Origin of the sequence: Streptomyces bicolor, from assembly GCF_000719285.1 — a bacterium.
Lineage (GTDB): Bacteria > Actinomycetota > Actinomycetes > Streptomycetales > Streptomycetaceae > Streptomyces > Streptomyces bicolor.
The window spans coordinates 106,909-122,147 of record NZ_JOFS01000020.1 but is presented as its reverse complement, the minus strand read 5'-3'; the positions used below and the strand labels follow the sequence as shown (position 1 = coordinate 122,147).

The following is a 15,239-nucleotide window of genomic DNA, read 5'->3' as shown; positions in this document are numbered from 1 at the left end:
CACCTGGTCGACAGATTCCGTCGCGTAACCAAAAGGCAACAACGGAATCACTTGTTGGAGTCCTCCTGCTCTGTCAGGATCGGCACTCAAATCGAGCCTGAGCCACGCCGGCCCCACCACGGGGACACGGAGGAGAGCGCCATGCAGAACCCGGGCACCGCCACCCCGGAAACCGCACCACCGGACACCACAACCCCGGAAACCGCCACCTCGGAACGATTCCCGGCCCAGGACCGCTTCGCGGACGGCGCGCAGCACATCGCGGGCCGTCCGGCGAAGGGGACCTCCGGTCGTACGCACGCCGTCGTCGACCCTGCCACCGGGGAGGAGGTGTACAGGTACGACCTGGCCGGCACCGACGACGTCGACGCCGCGGTCGCCGCCGCGCGCGAGGCCTTCCCCGCCTGGGCCGCCGCCACCCCGGGCGAGCGCTCCGACGCGCTGCACCGCTTCGCCGCCGTCCTCGCCGAGCGCGCCGAGGACTTCGCGCGCGCGGAATCCCTGCAGTGCGGCAAGCCGCTGAAGCTGACCCGCGAGTTCGACGTCCCGGGGACGATCGACAACACCGCGTTCTTCGCCGGTGCCGCCCGGCATCTTCAGGGGCAGTCCGCGGGGGAGTACTCCGGCGACCACACCTCCTACGTGCGCCGCGAACCCATCGGTGTCGTAGGCTCCATCGCCCCCTGGAACTACCCCCTCCAGATGGCCGCCTGGAAGATCCTCCCGGCGATCGCCGCGGGCAACACCATCGTGCTCAAGCCCGCCGAGCTCACCCCGCTGACCTCGCTGCTCTTCGCCCGGGCCGCCACCGACGCAGGGATCCCCGACGGTGTCATCAACATCGTCACCGGGACCGGGAAGGAGGCAGGGGAGCACCTCGTCGCCCACCCCGACGTCGCCATGACGTCCTTCACCGGCTCCACCGCCGTCGGCAAGCGCGTCGCCGAGATCGCCACCGGCACCGTCAAGCGGATCCACCTGGAGCTGGGCGGCAAGGCGCCCTTCGTCGTCTTCGACGACGCCGACCTGGAAGCCGCCGTCCACGGCGCCGTCGCGGGCGCGCTCATCAACACCGGGCAGGACTGTACGGCCGCCACGCGCGCGTACGTGCAGAGGCCGCTCTACGACGCCTTCGTGGAACAGACCGCCGCCCTCATGGAGAGCATCCGGCTCGGCGATCCCTTCGCCCCCGGCACCGACCTCGGCCCGCTGATCTCGCACGTCCAGCGCGACCGGGTCGCCGGGTTCGTGGACCGTGCGCGTGCCTACGCGCGCGTGGTCACCGGGGGTGAGGCTCCCCAGGGCGATCTCAAGAACGGCGCCTACTATCGGCCCACCCTCGTCGCCGACGCACCCCAGGACAGCGAGATCGTCCAGTCGGAGATCTTCGGGCCCGTCCTCGTCGTCCTGCCGTTCGACAGCGACGACGAAGGCATCCGCCTCGCCAACGACACCCCGTACGGACTCGCCGCCTCCGCCTGGAGCCGCGACGTCTACCGGGCGAACCGCGCCACCCGCGAGATCAAGGCGGGCTGCGTGTGGGTCAACGACCACATCCCGATCATCAGCGAGATGCCGCACGGCGGCTACAAGGCCTCCGGCTTCGGCAAGGACATGTCCGCGTACTCCTTCGAGGAGTACACCCAGATCAAACACGTCATGTTCGACAACACCGCGGTCGCCGTCAAGGACTGGCACCGCACCGTCTTCGGGGACCGATAGCCACGTCAGCGAGCGCGGCCGGCCGCCCGACCACGTCCGGCCGCTCCCCCTCCGAAAGGGCACCACGCGCATGGAGCAGTACGAGCCCGACCGCCTGAGCCCGGCCCGAGTGGCCGCCATGCGGCGCAGCTTCCGCAACGGCCGGGCCGCCATGACCCGGCGGTCACTGTTGCGCGCCTCAGCGGGCGGCGCATTCGCGGTCGGCGGCCTCGGGGCGCTGACCGGCTGCGGCATCCCCGCGGCCGGCAACACCGAGGGCGGCGTCTCGGCCGAGGACCACTCGGCCAAGGAGAAGGTGGTCAACTTCTCCAACTGGACCGAGTACATGGACGTGGACGAGAGCGAGAAGCACCACCCCACGCTCGACCAGTTCAAGCAGCGGACCGGCATCTCGGTCAAGTACACCGAGGACATCAACGACAACGTCGAGTTCTTCGGCAAGATCAAGCCGCAGCTCGCCGCGGGCCAGGACACCGGCCGGGACATCATCGTCCTCACCGACTGGCTCGCCGCCCGCCTCATCCGCCTCGGGTGGGTCCAGAAACTGGACCCGGCCAACCTGCCGCACGCCTACGCCAACCTGTCGGCACAGTTCCGCAACCCCGACTGGGACCCGGGCCGCGCCCACTCGTACGTCTTCCAGGGCATCTCGACCGTCATCGCCTACAACAAGAAGGCGCTCGACGGCGTCGAGGTGAAGACTCTCTCCGATCTGCTCGACAACCCCAAGCTCAAGGGGCGCGTCGGCTTCCTGTCGGAGATGCGCGACAGCATCGGCATGACCCTGCTCGACATGGGCAAGGACCCGGGCAGCTTCAGCGCCGACGACTACGACGCGGCCGTCGCCCGCATCCAGAAGGCCGTCGACAAGGGCCAGATCCGCCGCTTCACCGGCAACGACTACACCTCCGACCTGAGCAGCGGCGACTTCGCCGCCTGTATCGCCTGGGCCGGTGACGTCGTCCAGTTGAAGGCGGACAGCCCGGACATCGACTTCCTGATCCCGGACAGCGGCTACATCACGTCGACCGACAACTTCCTCATTCCGAACAAGGCCCGGCACAAGACGAACGCCGAGAAGCTGATCGACTTCTACTACGAGCCGAAGCCGGCCGCCGAGCTCGCCGCGTACATCAACTACGTGACACCGGTCGACGGTGTGAAGGCCGAGCTGGAGAAGATCGATGCGGATGCGGCGAACAACCCGCTGATCATCCCGGACAAGGCCATGGCCGCGAAGTCTCACGCCTTCCGCTCGCTGAGCTCGAAGGAAGAGACCGAGTTCGAAGAGAAGTTCGCGAAGCTGACTGGGGCGTGACCACCGTGACGAACAAGAACGAAACCGGCGGGGACGTCCGCCTCTCGGGCATCAGCAAGACGTACGACAACGGCTTCACCGCCGTCCACCCGCTCGACCTGACCGTGCCGCAGGGCTCCTTCTTCGCCCTGCTCGGCGCCTCCGGCTGCGGCAAGACGACCACGCTGCGCATGATCGCCGGTCTGGAGGAACCTTCCTCCGGCACCGTGCACCTCGGCGACCAGGACGTGACGGCCCTCCCGCCGTACAAGCGGCCGGTGAACACGGTCTTCCAGTCGTACGCCCTCTTCCCGCACCTCGACATATTCGAGAACGTCGCCTTCGGCCTGCGCCGGCGCGGCATCAAGTCGGTGAAGAAGCAGGTCGAGGAGATGCTCGACCTCGTGCAGCTCGGCGAGCAGGCCCGCAAGAAGCCGCACCAGTTGTCGGGTGGCCAGCAGCAGCGGGTGGCCGTCGCCCGCGCGCTCATCAACCACCCCAAGGTGCTCCTCCTCGACGAGCCCCTCGGCGCCCTCGACCTGAAGCTGCGCCGCCAGATGCAGCTGGAACTCAAGCGCATCCAGACCGAGGTCGGCATCACCTTCGTCCATGTCACGCACGACCAGGAGGAGGCCATGACCATGGCCGACACGGTCGCCGTGATGAACGCGGGCCGCGTCGAGCAGCTCGGCTCGCCGACCGACCTGTACGAGAACCCGCGCACGACGTTCGTCGCCAACTTCCTGGGCACCTCGAACTTCATCGAGGCCGAGGTCGACTCCAAGAGCGGCGACGACATCGTGCTGAAGGCGGGCGGCGGCAAGCTCGTCCTCCCCGAGGCGCGCTGCAGCGCGCCCACCTCGACCGGCGGCAAGGTGCTGGTCGGCGTACGCCCCGAGAAGATCTCCCTCACGCACGCCGACGAGGCGGGCGAGATCCCGGAGGGCCGCAACCGCATCACCGGCAAGATCGCGGACTCCTCGTTCATCGGCGTCTCCACGCAGTACGTCGTCGACAGCCCCGTCTGCCCCGAGTTCGAGGTCTACGCCCAGAACATCGACCGCGACCCCCGGCTCGTGCCCGGCGCCGACGTCGTCCTGCACTGGAACCCGGCGCACACCTTCGGCCTCGACGCGACCCAGGACATCGACGCCGGCACCGAGGAAGAGGCGGCGGTCTGATGGCGACCCTCACCGAGGCGCCACCGCCTCTCACCCCGACGGCACCCGAGAAGAAGCCCCCGCGCAAACGCGGCCGTCTCGTCCCCTACTGGCTGCTGCTGCCCGGCATCCTGTACCTGCTGGTCTTCTTCGCGCTGCCGATGATCTACCAGGCCTCCACGTCCGTGCAGACGGGCTCCCTGGAGGAGGGCTACAAGGTCACCTGGCACTTCGCCACCTACTGGGACGCCCTGTCCGAGTACTACCCGCAGTTCCTGCGCTCCGTGCTCTACGCCGGCTCGGCGACGATCCTGTGCCTGATCCTCGGCTATCCGCTCGCGTACCTCATCGCCTTCCGCGCGGGCCGCTGGCGGAACCTGATCATGATCCTGGTGATCGCGCCGTTCTTCACCAGCTTCCTGATCCGCACCCTCGCCTGGAAGACGATACTCGCGGACGGCGGCCCGGTCGTCGGCGCCCTGAACACACTGCACGTCCTGGACGTCACCAGCTGGCTCGGCATGACCGAGGGCGACCGCGTGCTGGCCACGCCGCTCGCGGTGGTGTGCGGTCTGACGTACAACTTCCTGCCGTTCATGGTGCTGCCGCTCTACACCTCGCTGGAGCGCATCGATCCTCGGCTGCACGAGGCGGCGGGCGACCTGTACGCCAAGCCGGTCACCACCTTCCGCAAGGTCACCTTCCCGCTGTCGATGCCGGGCGTCGTCTCCGGCACGCTGCTGACCTTCATTCCGGCGGCCGGTGACTACGTGAACGCGGACCTGCTCGGCTCCACGGACACCCGCATGGTCGGCAACGTCATCCAGACGCAGTTCCTGCGCATCCTGGATTATCCGACGGCCGCGGCGCTCTCCTTCATCCTCATGGCCGCCATCCTCGTCATGGTGACCGTCTACATCCGCAGGTCGGGAACGGAGGATCTGGTTTAAATGACCTTCGTCAACTGGCTCAAGCGCAATCTCGTCGTCATCGCGGGACTGCTGACACTCGCTTATCTCCTCCTGCCGAACATCGTCGTCACGGTCTTCTCCTTCAACAATCCGAAGGGGCGCTTCAACTACGAATGGCAGGAGTTCTCCACGGCCGCTTGGAAGGACCCGTGCGGCGTCTCCGACCTGTGCGGCTCGCTGTCGGTCAGCCTCCAGATCGCGTTCTGGGCGACCCTCGGGGCCACACTCCTCGGCACGATGATCGCCTTCGCGCTGGTCCGCTACCGCTTCCGCGCACGGGGCGCCGTGAACTCGCTGATCTTCCTGCCGATGGCGATGCCCGAGGTCGTCATGGCGGCCTCGCTGCTCACCCTGTTCCTCAACATGGGCGCGCAGTTGGGCTTCTGGACGATCCTCATCGCCCACATCATGTTCTGCCTGAGCTTCGTCGTGACGGCGGTGAAGGCCCGTGTGATGTCGATGGACCCGAGGCTGGAGCAGGCCGCCCAGGACCTGTACGCCGGCCCGTTCCAGACATTCGTCCGGGTCACCCTGCCGATCGCCGCCCCCGGCATCGCGGCGGGCGCGATGCTCGCCTTCGCGCTCTCCTTCGACGATTTCATCATCACCAATTTCAACGCGGGCTCCACCGTCACCTTCCCGATGTTCGTCTGGGGCTCGGCCCAGCGCGGAACGCCCGTTCAAATCAATGTCATCGGTACGGCCATGTTCGTCGTCGCCGTACTGTTCGTCCTGGTCTCCATGGCCGTAAGCAATCGCCGTAACAAGCAAAAGGCATAAACCCCTGTAGGGAGTTGAAATCATGGCCCCAAGCGCCATGAGTCGTGGCAATAGATGGACACAGGCACTCTCTGAAGCCCAGCCGGTCCCGTACTGGCTGGAAGACCCCGGCAAGCCCCACCCCGAGCCCGCCCTCACCACCGCCGAGACCTGCGACCTCCTCGTCGTCGGCGGTGGCTACAGCGGACTGTGGACCGCGCTCATCGCCAAGGAGCGCGACCCGCAGCGGGACGTCGTGCTGGTCGAAGGCCGCGAGGTGGGCTGGGCCGCCTCGGGCCGCAACGGCGGCTTCTGCGCCGCCTCCCTCACCCACGGTCTGCCCAACGGGCTCGCCCGCTGGCCGGACCAGATCCACAAGCTCGAGGAGCTGGGCGCCCGCAACCTCGACGAGATCGAGAAGGCGGTCGCCCGCTACTCGCTGGACTGCGACTTCGAGCGCACCGGCGAGATCGACGTCGCCACCGAGACCTACCAGGCGTGGGAACTGCGCGACTGGTACGAGGAGCTGCGGGACAAGGGCCTGGCGGAGGGCATCGAGTTCCTCGACGCCGATGCGGTGCGGGCGCAAGTCGACTCACCGACATTCCAGGCGGGCCTCTACGACCGCCGCGGCGTCGCCATGGTCCACCCCGCCAAGCTGGCCTGGGGCCTGAAGCGGGCGTGCCTGGACCTCGGCGTCCGCGTGTACGAGCACACTCCCGCCCTCACGCTGAAGCCGTACGGCGCCGGCATGGCCGTACGCACCCCCTACGGCCAGATCCGCGCCCGCAAGGTCGCCCTCGGCACGAACATCTTCCCCAGCCTGGTCAAGCGCGTCCGCGCCTACACGGTCCCGGTCTACGACTACGCCCTGATGACCGAGCCGCTCACCGAGGAGCAGCTCACCTCGATCGGCTGGACGAACCGCCAAGGCCTCGGCGACTCGGCGAACCAGTTCCACTACTTCCGCCTCTCCGCCGACAACCGCATACTCTGGGGCGGCTACGACGCCATCTACCCGTACGGCGGCCGGGTCCGCGCCGAATACGACGACCGCCCGGAGACGTACGCCAAGCTCGCCGGGCACTTCTTCACCTGCTTCCCGCAGCTGGAGGGCGTCCGCTTCACCCACGCCTGGGGCGGCGCGATCGACACCTGCTCGCGCTTCTCGGCGTTCTTCGGCACGGCCCATCAGGGCAAGGTGGCGTACGCGGCGGGCTTCACGGGCCTCGGCGTCGGTGCGACCCGGTTCGGCGCGGACGTGATGCTGGACCTGCTGTCGGGGGAGCGCACGGAGCGGACGCAGCTCGAGATGGTCCGCAAGAAGCCGTTGCCCTTCCCGCCGGAGCCCTTCGCCTGGACCGGCATCGCGCTGACCAAGTGGTCGCTGGCCCGCGCCGACGCGCACGGCGGGCGGCGCAATCTGTGGCTGAGGGCGATGGACCGGCTGGGTCTCGGCTTCGACAGCTGAAGGCGTCTCAGCTGAATGTGACCCAGTTCACTTCAAACTGGTCGCGCGAACCCGCGTAATGCCTGCCAGGTGACCTCCCTCTCCCTCGTGACGCGACCGGCGTCCACGAAGGCAAGGGAGGTCACCGTCATGACAGGGGCGAAGTCGGCGGTCGAGTGGCTGACATCCGTGGCTCCGAACCCCGCGGCCTGTCGCTGGGAGTGGGAACGCAATCCCCTCGGGGTTGCGCTGCTGCCGGCCGGCAAGGCCTGGGACGTACTCATCCTGCCGGGCGAACTCGGCTATCCGACCCTCGACGTCCTCACCCGCATCCTCGACCAACTCGGCCCGGTCCTGGTCGACTTCGGCGACTCGCGCATGGGCTTCTTCGTGCCGCCCGGCACGGCCGCCCGCTGGCTCGGCACCGGTATCCGCACGGCCGGGGCGGGCACCTGGATCGTCGTCCCGTACCCGGGCCGCGCCATCGGCGGCATCCGCTGGCTGATCCCGCCGGACGGCAGCGGCACCCTCACCGACCCGGCCCTCCTCGAACTGGCCATGCACGAGGCTGCCGCCGGCTTGGCCGACGACTGAGGCGAGTGCCGCGCCGGGTTGTCGGTCGGCAGCGGCGGCGTTGTGGCTGGTCGCGCAGATCCCCGCGCCCCTTGGGGGCGTTGCCGAACCGCCGGATACCTTGACAACCTGATTGGTCTGGACCAAGTTGTGGGCTTCTCCACCCTCCAATTCCCCCATGCCCGGAGGCACTTGTGGATCCCTCCAGACCCTTCGCCCTGCTGACCGCTGCGGCACTGACCCTGTCCGGCCTCACCGCACTCTCGTCGGCCGCCCGTGCGGCCGACGCGGACCTCGCCCGCAACGGCGGCTTCGAGGCAGGCCTCGACGGCTGGACCTGCACGGCGGGGACCACCGTCAACTCACCTGTCCGCAGTGGAAGTTCCGCGCTCCAGGCGACTCCCGCCGGGTCCGACAACGCCCGGTGCGCGCAGACCGTGACCCTGAAACCGGACTCCCAGTACACGCTGTCCGGCCAAGTCCGCGGCTCCTACGTCTACCTCGGCGCGAGCGGCACCGGCACCACCGACGTCTCCGCCTGGACCCAGTCCGCCACAGCCTGGCAGCAGCTGACGACCACGTTCCGCACCGGCCCCTCCACCACCCGCGTCACCATCTACACCCACGGCTGGTACGGCACCGGCGCCTACCACGCCGACGACATCTCGCTCGTCGGCCCCGGCGTGGACGCGGGGCAGCCGCCCGCGGCGCCGACCGGCCTGAAGACCGGATCCGTCACCTCGTCCAGCGTCGCCCTGTCCTGGTCGGCGGTCAGCGGCGCGACGAGCTACGCGGTCTACCGCGACGGCGCCAAGGTCCAGACGGTGAGCGGCACTTCGGCGACGATCGGCGGACTCGCCTCCTCGACGGCGTACGGCTTCCAGGTCACCGCGGTGAACCAGGCGGGGGAGTCCGCGAAGTCGGCCACGGTGACGGCGACGACGACGGCGGGTACCGGCGATCCCGTGGACCTCCCGGCCCACGCCCTGGTCGGCTACCTCCACGCGAGCTTCGCCAACGGCTCCGGCTACACGCGCATGACCGACGTCCCCGACAGCTGGGACATCATCGACCTGGCCTTCGGCGAACCGACTTCGGTCACCTCCGGCGACATCCGCTTCAACCGCTGCCCGGTCACCGAGTGCCCGAACGTCGAGAGCGACGCCGACTTCAAGGCGGCGATCAGGGCCAAGCAGGCGGCGGGCAAGAAGGTGCTGATCTCCATCGGCGGCCAGAACGGCCAAGTGCGGCTGACGACCACGGCGGCCCGCGACACCTTCGTCTCCTCGGTCTCGAAGATCATCGACCAGTACGGGCTGGACGGTCTGGACATCGACTTCGAGGGCCACTCGCTCTCCCTGAACGCCGACGACACGGACTTCAAGAACCCCAAGACCCCGGTGATCATCAACCTCATCTCGGCACTGAAGACCCTGAAGGCCCGGTACGGCGACGACTTCGTGCTGACAATGGCCCCGGAGACCTTCTTCGTCCAGCTCGGCTACCAGTACTACGGCACCGGCCAGTGGGGCGGCCAGGACCCGAGGGCAGGGGCGTACCTCCCGGTCATCCACGCGTTGCGCGACGACCTGACGCTCCTGCACGTCCAGGACTACAACTCGGGCCCGATCATGGGCCTCGACAACCAGTACCACTCCATGGGCGGCGCCGACTTCCACATCGCCATGACCGACATGCTGCTGACCGGCTTCCCGGTCGCCGGCAACGCGAACAACGTCTTCCCGCCCCTGCGCGCCGACCAGGTCGCCATCGGCATGCCCGCCTCCACCAACGCGGGCAACGGCTACGTTCCCCCGGCCGAGGTCACCAAGACCCTCGACTGCCTGACGAAGAAGACCAACTGCGGCTCGTACACCACCCACGGCACCTGGCCCGCGCTGCGCGGCCTGATGACCTGGTCGATCAACTGGGGCCGGTACGGCGGCTGGGAGTTCCAGCGGACGTTCGACGGCTACTTCGGCTGACGGACGGCCCGGCGCCGAGGGGGCCCGGACGCGGGCCCCCTCGCCCGCTACGCCGCCGACGTCGCCTTCAACGCCAGCCAGAGCTCCATCCGCACGTCCGCGTCGTCCAGTGACCGCCCCAGGATCTCCTCCACCCGCCGCATCCGGTACCGCAAGGTGTGCCGGTGCACCCCCAGATCCGCGGCCGCCGCGTCCCACTGCCCGTGCCGCGACAGCCACGCCCGCAGCGAGGCCACCAGGTCCCCCCGCCCGATCGCGTCGTGTTCGTGCAGCGCCCGCAGCAGGCCGTCCGCGAACGCCTTCACCGCGTCGTCCGCGAGCAACGGCAGCACGGACCCGGCGGCCAGCTGCTCGTGCTCCACGCACACCCGGCCCCGCCGCCGGGCCACCGACACGGCCTGCTCGGCCTGCTTGTACGCGGCCGCCGCGGCGATGGGCCCGGCCGGTGCCGAGAGCCCGATCACCAGCTCGTTCTCGTCGCCCGGCCGCTCGGGCGATGCCCCCGCCCGCGCCGCCTCCAACGCCGCCGCGTACTCCGCGCACGCCGCCACCGCCGCGCCCCCGTCCGCGGCGAGCACCACGACCCGAGCCGCTTCGCCCTCGCCCTCCGGCACCACGAGCACCGCCTCGCCGGCCCTTGCCGCCGCGGACTCCACCACCTCGGCGAGCGCACCCAGTGGATCACCGCCCGCCTCGGGCGTGGCGACCGGCACCGCAGTGGACGTCGCGGGGAGCGCCACCCGCGTCCCGGAGTCCACCACCCGCGCCGCCGACACCGGCGCCGCCTCGGCCACCATCACCCGGAAGGGGGCGTCCAGCAGCTCGCCGTACAGGTCTCCCGCCACGGCCCGCGCGTGATCCGGCTCCCCGGCGAGCAGCATCCGCAGCACCGCCGCCCCCACCCGCTGCTCGGCCGCGTGCAGCGACCGCGACCGCTCGGTGGTCAGCGTCAGCAGCGCGATCGCCGAGTGCACGGCGTACCGCTCCGCCGTGCCCAGCGCCGCCGCCGTCCCCACGGCCAGCGCTGCCCGTGGCCGGCGCCCCGTGCCGAGGGAGTGCAGCTCGACCCGGTCCTCGTGCTCGGGTCCGCCCACCACCGACGACGCCGGCGCGGGCCGCTCCCGCAGCCGCTCGACGTCCGCCGTGAGCCGTGCCGCCCTCCGACCCGCCCAGTCGGGTGCCGTCGCGACGACGGCACCGGACGCGTCGTACAGCGCCGCCCAGCCGTTCACCTGCGCCGCCAGCGCGGTCAGCAGCCCGTCCGGCCCGCCGGTCAGCGCCTGCTTCGTCAGCTCCCGTTGCGCCGCGAACCCGGCCGTCACCGCCCGGTACTGGTCCGCGGCGATGGCCGCCGAGACGGCCTTGCTGATGGCAAGGAAGGGCGTGCGGCGCGGCACCTCCAGCAGCGGCAGGCGCTCCTCCTCCGCCGCGTCGACCAGCGCCTTCGGGATCTCCTCGTAGTTGACACCGACCGCGAAGCCGAGCCCGACCACGCCCGCGCCGACCAGCCGCCGCACATAGCGCCGCATCGCCTCGGGGTTCTCCGCGTCCAGCTTGAGCGCGGTGATCAGCAGCAGCTCGCCGCCCTCCATATAGGGGACCGGGTCGGCGAGCTCACTGACATGCGCCCACCGCACGGGCACGTCCAGACGGTCCTCGCCCGCCCGCACGGTCAGCTTGAGCGCGGAGTGGTGGACGAGCGAGGCGAGCGTGGGGGGCATGAGGCCTTCAAATCGGTGTGATCGGTGTGATCGCGGTGATCATCGGTGTGGTCCCGGTGATCTTTTGGCCGCCGTGTATGAACGACCTGTGTCGATTCTGCCTCACCGTACGGTCACCGTGCGGTCGCGCACCCGGAAGCCGAGGTCACCCCCGCAGATCCACCAGCAACGGCGGCGCGTGCTCGCCCTGGACGCTGGTGAGCGACAGCACCGCATGGCCCGGTGGCACCGCGTGCGCCAGCTCGGACGCCGACCACCGCTCGCGCTCGACCTGCCGCACGGTCACCGCCCGCGCCGTCGGCGCCTTGCCGGTGATCACCCGCCGCAGCGCGTGCACCGCCTTCCCGGCCGGGGTCTCGGCGATGATCTGCCGGTCGGTGACGTCCCGCGCCTCGGTCCACTCCTTGCCCCACACCTCGGCGAAGTCCTGCCCGTCCCACGGCGTGACCCCGGCCAGCGCCATCCGGCACCCCGTGGAACCGAGCAGCGGCCCACGCAGCGGCCTCGGTACGTCGTCCAGGGTGCGCAGCGTGAGTACGGCGCCCGCGTTGCCCGACCGCAGCCGCTGGATCCCCCGTACGGCCTCGGGCGTCACGACCCCCGTCGCGTCGTCCAGCACCAGGCAGGCGAACAGCGACCGGTCCTCCCGGATCGCGACACTCGCCGTGAACTGCGCCAGCACCAGCCGCGCCAGCATCCGCGAGGCCTCGGCGTGCCCGCGCGCGGGCAGATCGATGCGGACCCGGACGGGGTGGTCGAGGGCCTGCAGCGAGAACGGCCGCGACTGTCCGGACGTGTCGAAGAAGCCCGCGAACGCGGGACGGTCCAGCAGCGCCACCCGGTCCGCCAGCACGGCCGACACATCACCGGGATGCCCCAACTGCCGCTCCCGCGCGTCCAGTTCCCGCAGCAGCGACTCCTGCCCCGATCCCTCCAGGGCCGTACGCAGCGCGCCGAGCGCCCCGGGCGAGCCGTCCAGCAGCTGCCGCAGCTCCGGCACGGACGGGAAACGGCCGTGCACCGCCCGGAACGGTCCGAGGAGCTGGGCCAGCACGGTCGTGGAGCGGCGGCTGTCGCTGCCGGGATGCGGGTCGACGAGGTCCCCGACGAGCGCCTCGGCGAGCACGGCCGCGGCCTCGTCGGGGTCGCTGGTGCCGCCGTACAGGTCCAGGTCGTAGACCGATTCCGGGTCTCCGATCCGTACGACGACGTCGTACGCGTCCGCCGGTCCGAGCCCCGCGCCCGCCGCGCCGACCACGACCACGGCGGCCCGCCCGGCCAGCGCGTGCAGACACAGCGACTCGGCGAGCGGCCGCACCACGGTCCCCGTCTTGCCGGACCCGGCGGGTCCGACGGCCAGCAAGGAGGTGCCGAGCAGGTCGGGCCCGAGGCCCAGGCCGGTGCCCCGATAGGCGTACGGATTGCGCGGATCGTCGGCGGTCGTGCCCAGCCGCACCTGACCGCTGACGAGGTCGTGCCGGGCGACCCGGGCGGGCAGGTCGCGCTCACCCGACGGGTGCAGACAGGCGGCGGCGCCGTCCCTGAGCACGGCGCCCGAGAAGGTGGCGAGGTCGTGCCGCCCGCTGCGCACGCCCTGCCAGGCACGAGCGATCCGGGCGTAGTCGACGTCGCGCATCTGCCCGGAGCGGGCGTCGGCGGCGAGCCGCTCGGCGGCGTCGGAGGCACCGGCGGCGCGCAGCGCGGGCCAGGTCGCGGGGTCCTGTTCGGGGGTCGGCGGACGCTCGGGCGTCGTTGCGGTGCCTCGCCAGGCGGGCGGGCCGTAGCGGCGCCAGACCTCGCCCCAGCGGCCCAGGCGGCCGACGGCGAACATGATGGCGAGGGCGATGAGCGTGTAGTAGCCGTACCAGAGGATCGCGTTGCCGACGCGGTCGTTGTTCTCCCGCCAGGAGTCGGGGGTGAAGAGCTCCAGGGGCAGCACCCACCAGCCGCCGAGATAGCCGTTCCACAGCAGCGACCAGATCAGCCAGCCGACCAGGAACGCGATCAGCGCCCCGCTCAGCAACTGCCGCGCCGGAATCCGCTCGGGCTCCTCGTCCGGCCGGGGCACGTGCCCGAACCGCCACACGCCCGGCAGCGCCTCCGGTCGCGGCGCCCGCAGCCACGTCAGAAACGCGGGTTCGCCCGGCGCCCGCGCAGGCCGCGGCGGCACCGCGGGGACCTCCGGCGGTACCGCTGGACGTGGCACAGGTGTCGCGTGCGTGCCCCGCGCGTCCTGGGTCCCGTCGCTGTCCATCGCCCTTGCCCCCTGACCAGCCGTTCCATCCGTGCCATCCACCATCAGCGAGTCAATCTAACGCCCTCTCCTGGGGAGTTCACCGCTTACACGGCCGACGCAGCGGACCGAGATGCTCCGGATATCGTCGTGACCTGCCTCAGACGCGCGGAACAGGAGACGGAGACTCCCCGGTGACCGATCAACTGCCCACTGATGAAAAGGACTTGACCGGAGTCTCGGGCGTCGCCTGGGACGACGCGGCGACCCGGCGGGCGTGGTGGCGGCAGACGGGGCGGAGCCTGCTGATCGTCGGGGTGTGCGCCGCATGGTGGACCTGGTACTCCGGAACGACCGTCGCGGTGCGCGAGCGGGTGGCCTGGCTGACCGTGCTGTTCTTCGTCGTCTCGCTCATAGGTCTGCTCCTCCAGCTGCTCGCCGAGCTCCCCAATGCCTGGCGTGTACGCCGCCTCCTGCGCGCCCACCCCTGGCGCACCGTGGACAACCCGCGGCACGGCCTGTCGGGCCACGCGAGGGCCCGGAACGTGAACGACGCCTGGTTCGAGGTCCCCGACCCCGACAATCCCCGGCGCCGACTGCCCCTGATCATCCATGCGCCGCTGTGGTGGAGCCGGCGCATGGACCGCAAGGCCCCCGCGGACCGCAGGGCCCGGATCGCCCGGTTCTGGTACTGCGGCCTCCTCGACGACCAGGTCGTCATCGCCGCCTCCCGCACCACGGAGCACGCACCCCGCCGCCTGCGCCACCGGTATCTGCGGCACAGCCTGCTGCCGGACAATCCCGAGCGGACGGACGCCCCGGTCCCGGACCCCTCCGGCAGCGCGCTCTCCCACCCGGCGACGCGGCGCGTGATACGCCGCCGCCTGGTCAACCGGGTCGCCGCGCTGCTCCTCGTCTGGCCGGCCGTGCTCGCGGTCCAGATCGCCGTGATCGTCGCCGACGAGGGCCACGACATGATCGGACTGGTGGTGATGGGCGCGCTGCTCGAGGTGACGCTCCTCCCGTTCCACATCTACCTGGTCGTCGCCACCCGCCGCACGGCCCGCACGCTGGGCGAGCACCCCTGGCGCCCGGTCGGCTGCGAGATCCGCAGCCGGGGCAGGCAGCAGCTGATCAAGGCCGAGGGGCGGACGCTGACGCCCAGCCCGTTCCGGGTGTACGTCGACGAACGGGCGACCGGCCTGTGGATGGCGGGCGATCCCGAGGGGCCCTGCGTCGTCTCCGTCCCCGGTGGCGCCAAGCCGGTCCGGGTCGCTATGTCCACCACGGACAAGCGGCGCCGCTGACAACGCCCACATGGAGCATGCCCACCCCCCGCTGCCAGCCCTAGCCTGCGAGAAAAGAGAA

Annotated in this window: 11 protein-coding genes; 9 read left to right on the top strand and 2 right to left on the bottom strand. The window is 70.5% G+C overall.

Annotated elements, in window-relative coordinates:
* Nucleotides 1-141: 141 nt before the first annotated feature.
* The 8 genes from IF78_RS0125610 (at nt 142) to IF78_RS0125575 (ending at nt 9,917) form a co-directional block, all read left to right on the top strand.
* Nucleotides 142-1,722, top strand: a complete 1,581-nt coding sequence (locus tag IF78_RS0125610; RefSeq protein ID WP_031485021.1) for a gamma-aminobutyraldehyde dehydrogenase — start codon at nt 142-144, stop codon at nt 1,720-1,722.
* 70 nt (nt 1,723-1,792) lie between these two features.
* Nucleotides 1,793-3,040: an ABC transporter substrate-binding protein gene (locus IF78_RS0125605; protein WP_031485019.1), complete on the top strand. Its 1,248-nt coding sequence runs from the start codon at nt 1,793-1,795 to the stop codon at nt 3,038-3,040.
* Entirely contained in the window at nt 3,037-4,200 is a 1,164-nt protein-coding gene (locus tag IF78_RS0125600; RefSeq protein WP_031485017.1) for an ABC transporter ATP-binding protein, read from the top strand. Before IF78_RS0125605 ends, IF78_RS0125600 begins: the two co-directional genes overlap by 4 nt.
* Nucleotides 4,200-5,129, top strand: coding sequence for an ABC transporter permease (locus IF78_RS0125595; protein ID WP_031485015.1), 930 nt, complete (start codon nt 4,200-4,202; stop codon nt 5,127-5,129). Before IF78_RS0125600 ends, IF78_RS0125595 begins: the two co-directional genes overlap by 1 nt.
* Entirely contained in the window at nt 5,130-5,930 is an 801-nt protein-coding gene (locus IF78_RS0125590; protein ID WP_031485013.1) for an ABC transporter permease, read from the top strand.
* Between the two features lie 22 nt (nt 5,931-5,952).
* Nucleotides 5,953-7,380, top strand: a complete 1,428-nt coding sequence (locus IF78_RS0125585) for an NAD(P)/FAD-dependent oxidoreductase (RefSeq protein ID WP_031485010.1) — start codon at nt 5,953-5,955, stop codon at nt 7,378-7,380.
* Between the two features lie 129 nt (nt 7,381-7,509).
* Nucleotides 7,510-7,953, top strand: a complete 444-nt coding sequence (locus tag IF78_RS0125580; protein ID WP_031485008.1) for a hypothetical protein — start codon at nt 7,510-7,512, stop codon at nt 7,951-7,953.
* Nucleotides 7,954-8,126: 173 nt separating this feature from the next.
* Nucleotides 8,127-9,917, top strand: a complete 1,791-nt coding sequence (locus tag IF78_RS0125575; RefSeq protein WP_031485006.1) for a chitinase — start codon at nt 8,127-8,129, stop codon at nt 9,915-9,917.
* Between the two features lie 47 nt (nt 9,918-9,964).
* On the opposite strand, the gene IF78_RS0125570 is transcribed toward IF78_RS0125575, so the two are convergent.
* Complete coding sequence (locus tag IF78_RS0125570; protein ID WP_031485005.1) at nt 9,965-11,638, bottom strand: PucR family transcriptional regulator; 1,674 nt, start codon at nt 11,636-11,638, stop codon at nt 9,965-9,967.
* A gap of 145 nt (nt 11,639-11,783) precedes the next feature.
* Nucleotides 11,784-13,892, bottom strand: a complete 2,109-nt coding sequence (locus tag IF78_RS0125565; protein WP_031485003.1) for a hypothetical protein — start codon at nt 13,890-13,892, stop codon at nt 11,784-11,786.
* Nucleotides 13,893-14,065: 173 nt separating this feature from the next.
* On the opposite strand from IF78_RS0125565, the gene IF78_RS0125560 reads away from it, so the two are divergent.
* A complete protein-coding gene (locus tag IF78_RS0125560) occupies nt 14,066-15,178 on the top strand; it encodes a hypothetical protein (protein WP_158751505.1) in 1,113 nt (370 codons plus the stop codon).
* Nucleotides 15,179-15,239: the final 61 nt, after the last annotated feature.

Excerpts from the sequence above, each read along its gene's own strand:
- IF78_RS0125605 (WP_031485019.1), top strand. The coding sequence starts at position 1,793 with ATGGAGCAGTACGAGCCCGACCGCCTGAGCCCGGCCCGAGTGGCCGCC.
- IF78_RS0125595 (WP_031485015.1), top strand. The coding sequence starts at position 4,200 with ATGGCGACCCTCACCGAGGCGCCACCGCCTCTCACCCCGACGGCACCC.
- IF78_RS0125580 (WP_031485008.1), top strand. The coding sequence starts at position 7,510 with ATGACAGGGGCGAAGTCGGCGGTCGAGTGGCTGACATCCGTGGCTCCG.
- IF78_RS0125590 (WP_031485013.1), top strand. The coding sequence starts at position 5,130 with ATGACCTTCGTCAACTGGCTCAAGCGCAATCTCGTCGTCATCGCGGGA.
- IF78_RS0125585 (WP_031485010.1), top strand. The coding sequence starts at position 5,953 with ATGGCCCCAAGCGCCATGAGTCGTGGCAATAGATGGACACAGGCACTC.
- IF78_RS0125570 (WP_031485005.1), bottom strand. The coding sequence starts at position 11,638 with ATGCCCCCCACGCTCGCCTCGCTCGTCCACCACTCCGCGCTCAAGCTG.
- IF78_RS0125610 (WP_031485021.1), top strand. The coding sequence starts at position 142 with ATGCAGAACCCGGGCACCGCCACCCCGGAAACCGCACCACCGGACACC.
- IF78_RS0125565 (WP_031485003.1), bottom strand. The coding sequence starts at position 13,892 with ATGGACAGCGACGGGACCCAGGACGCGCGGGGCACGCACGCGACACCT.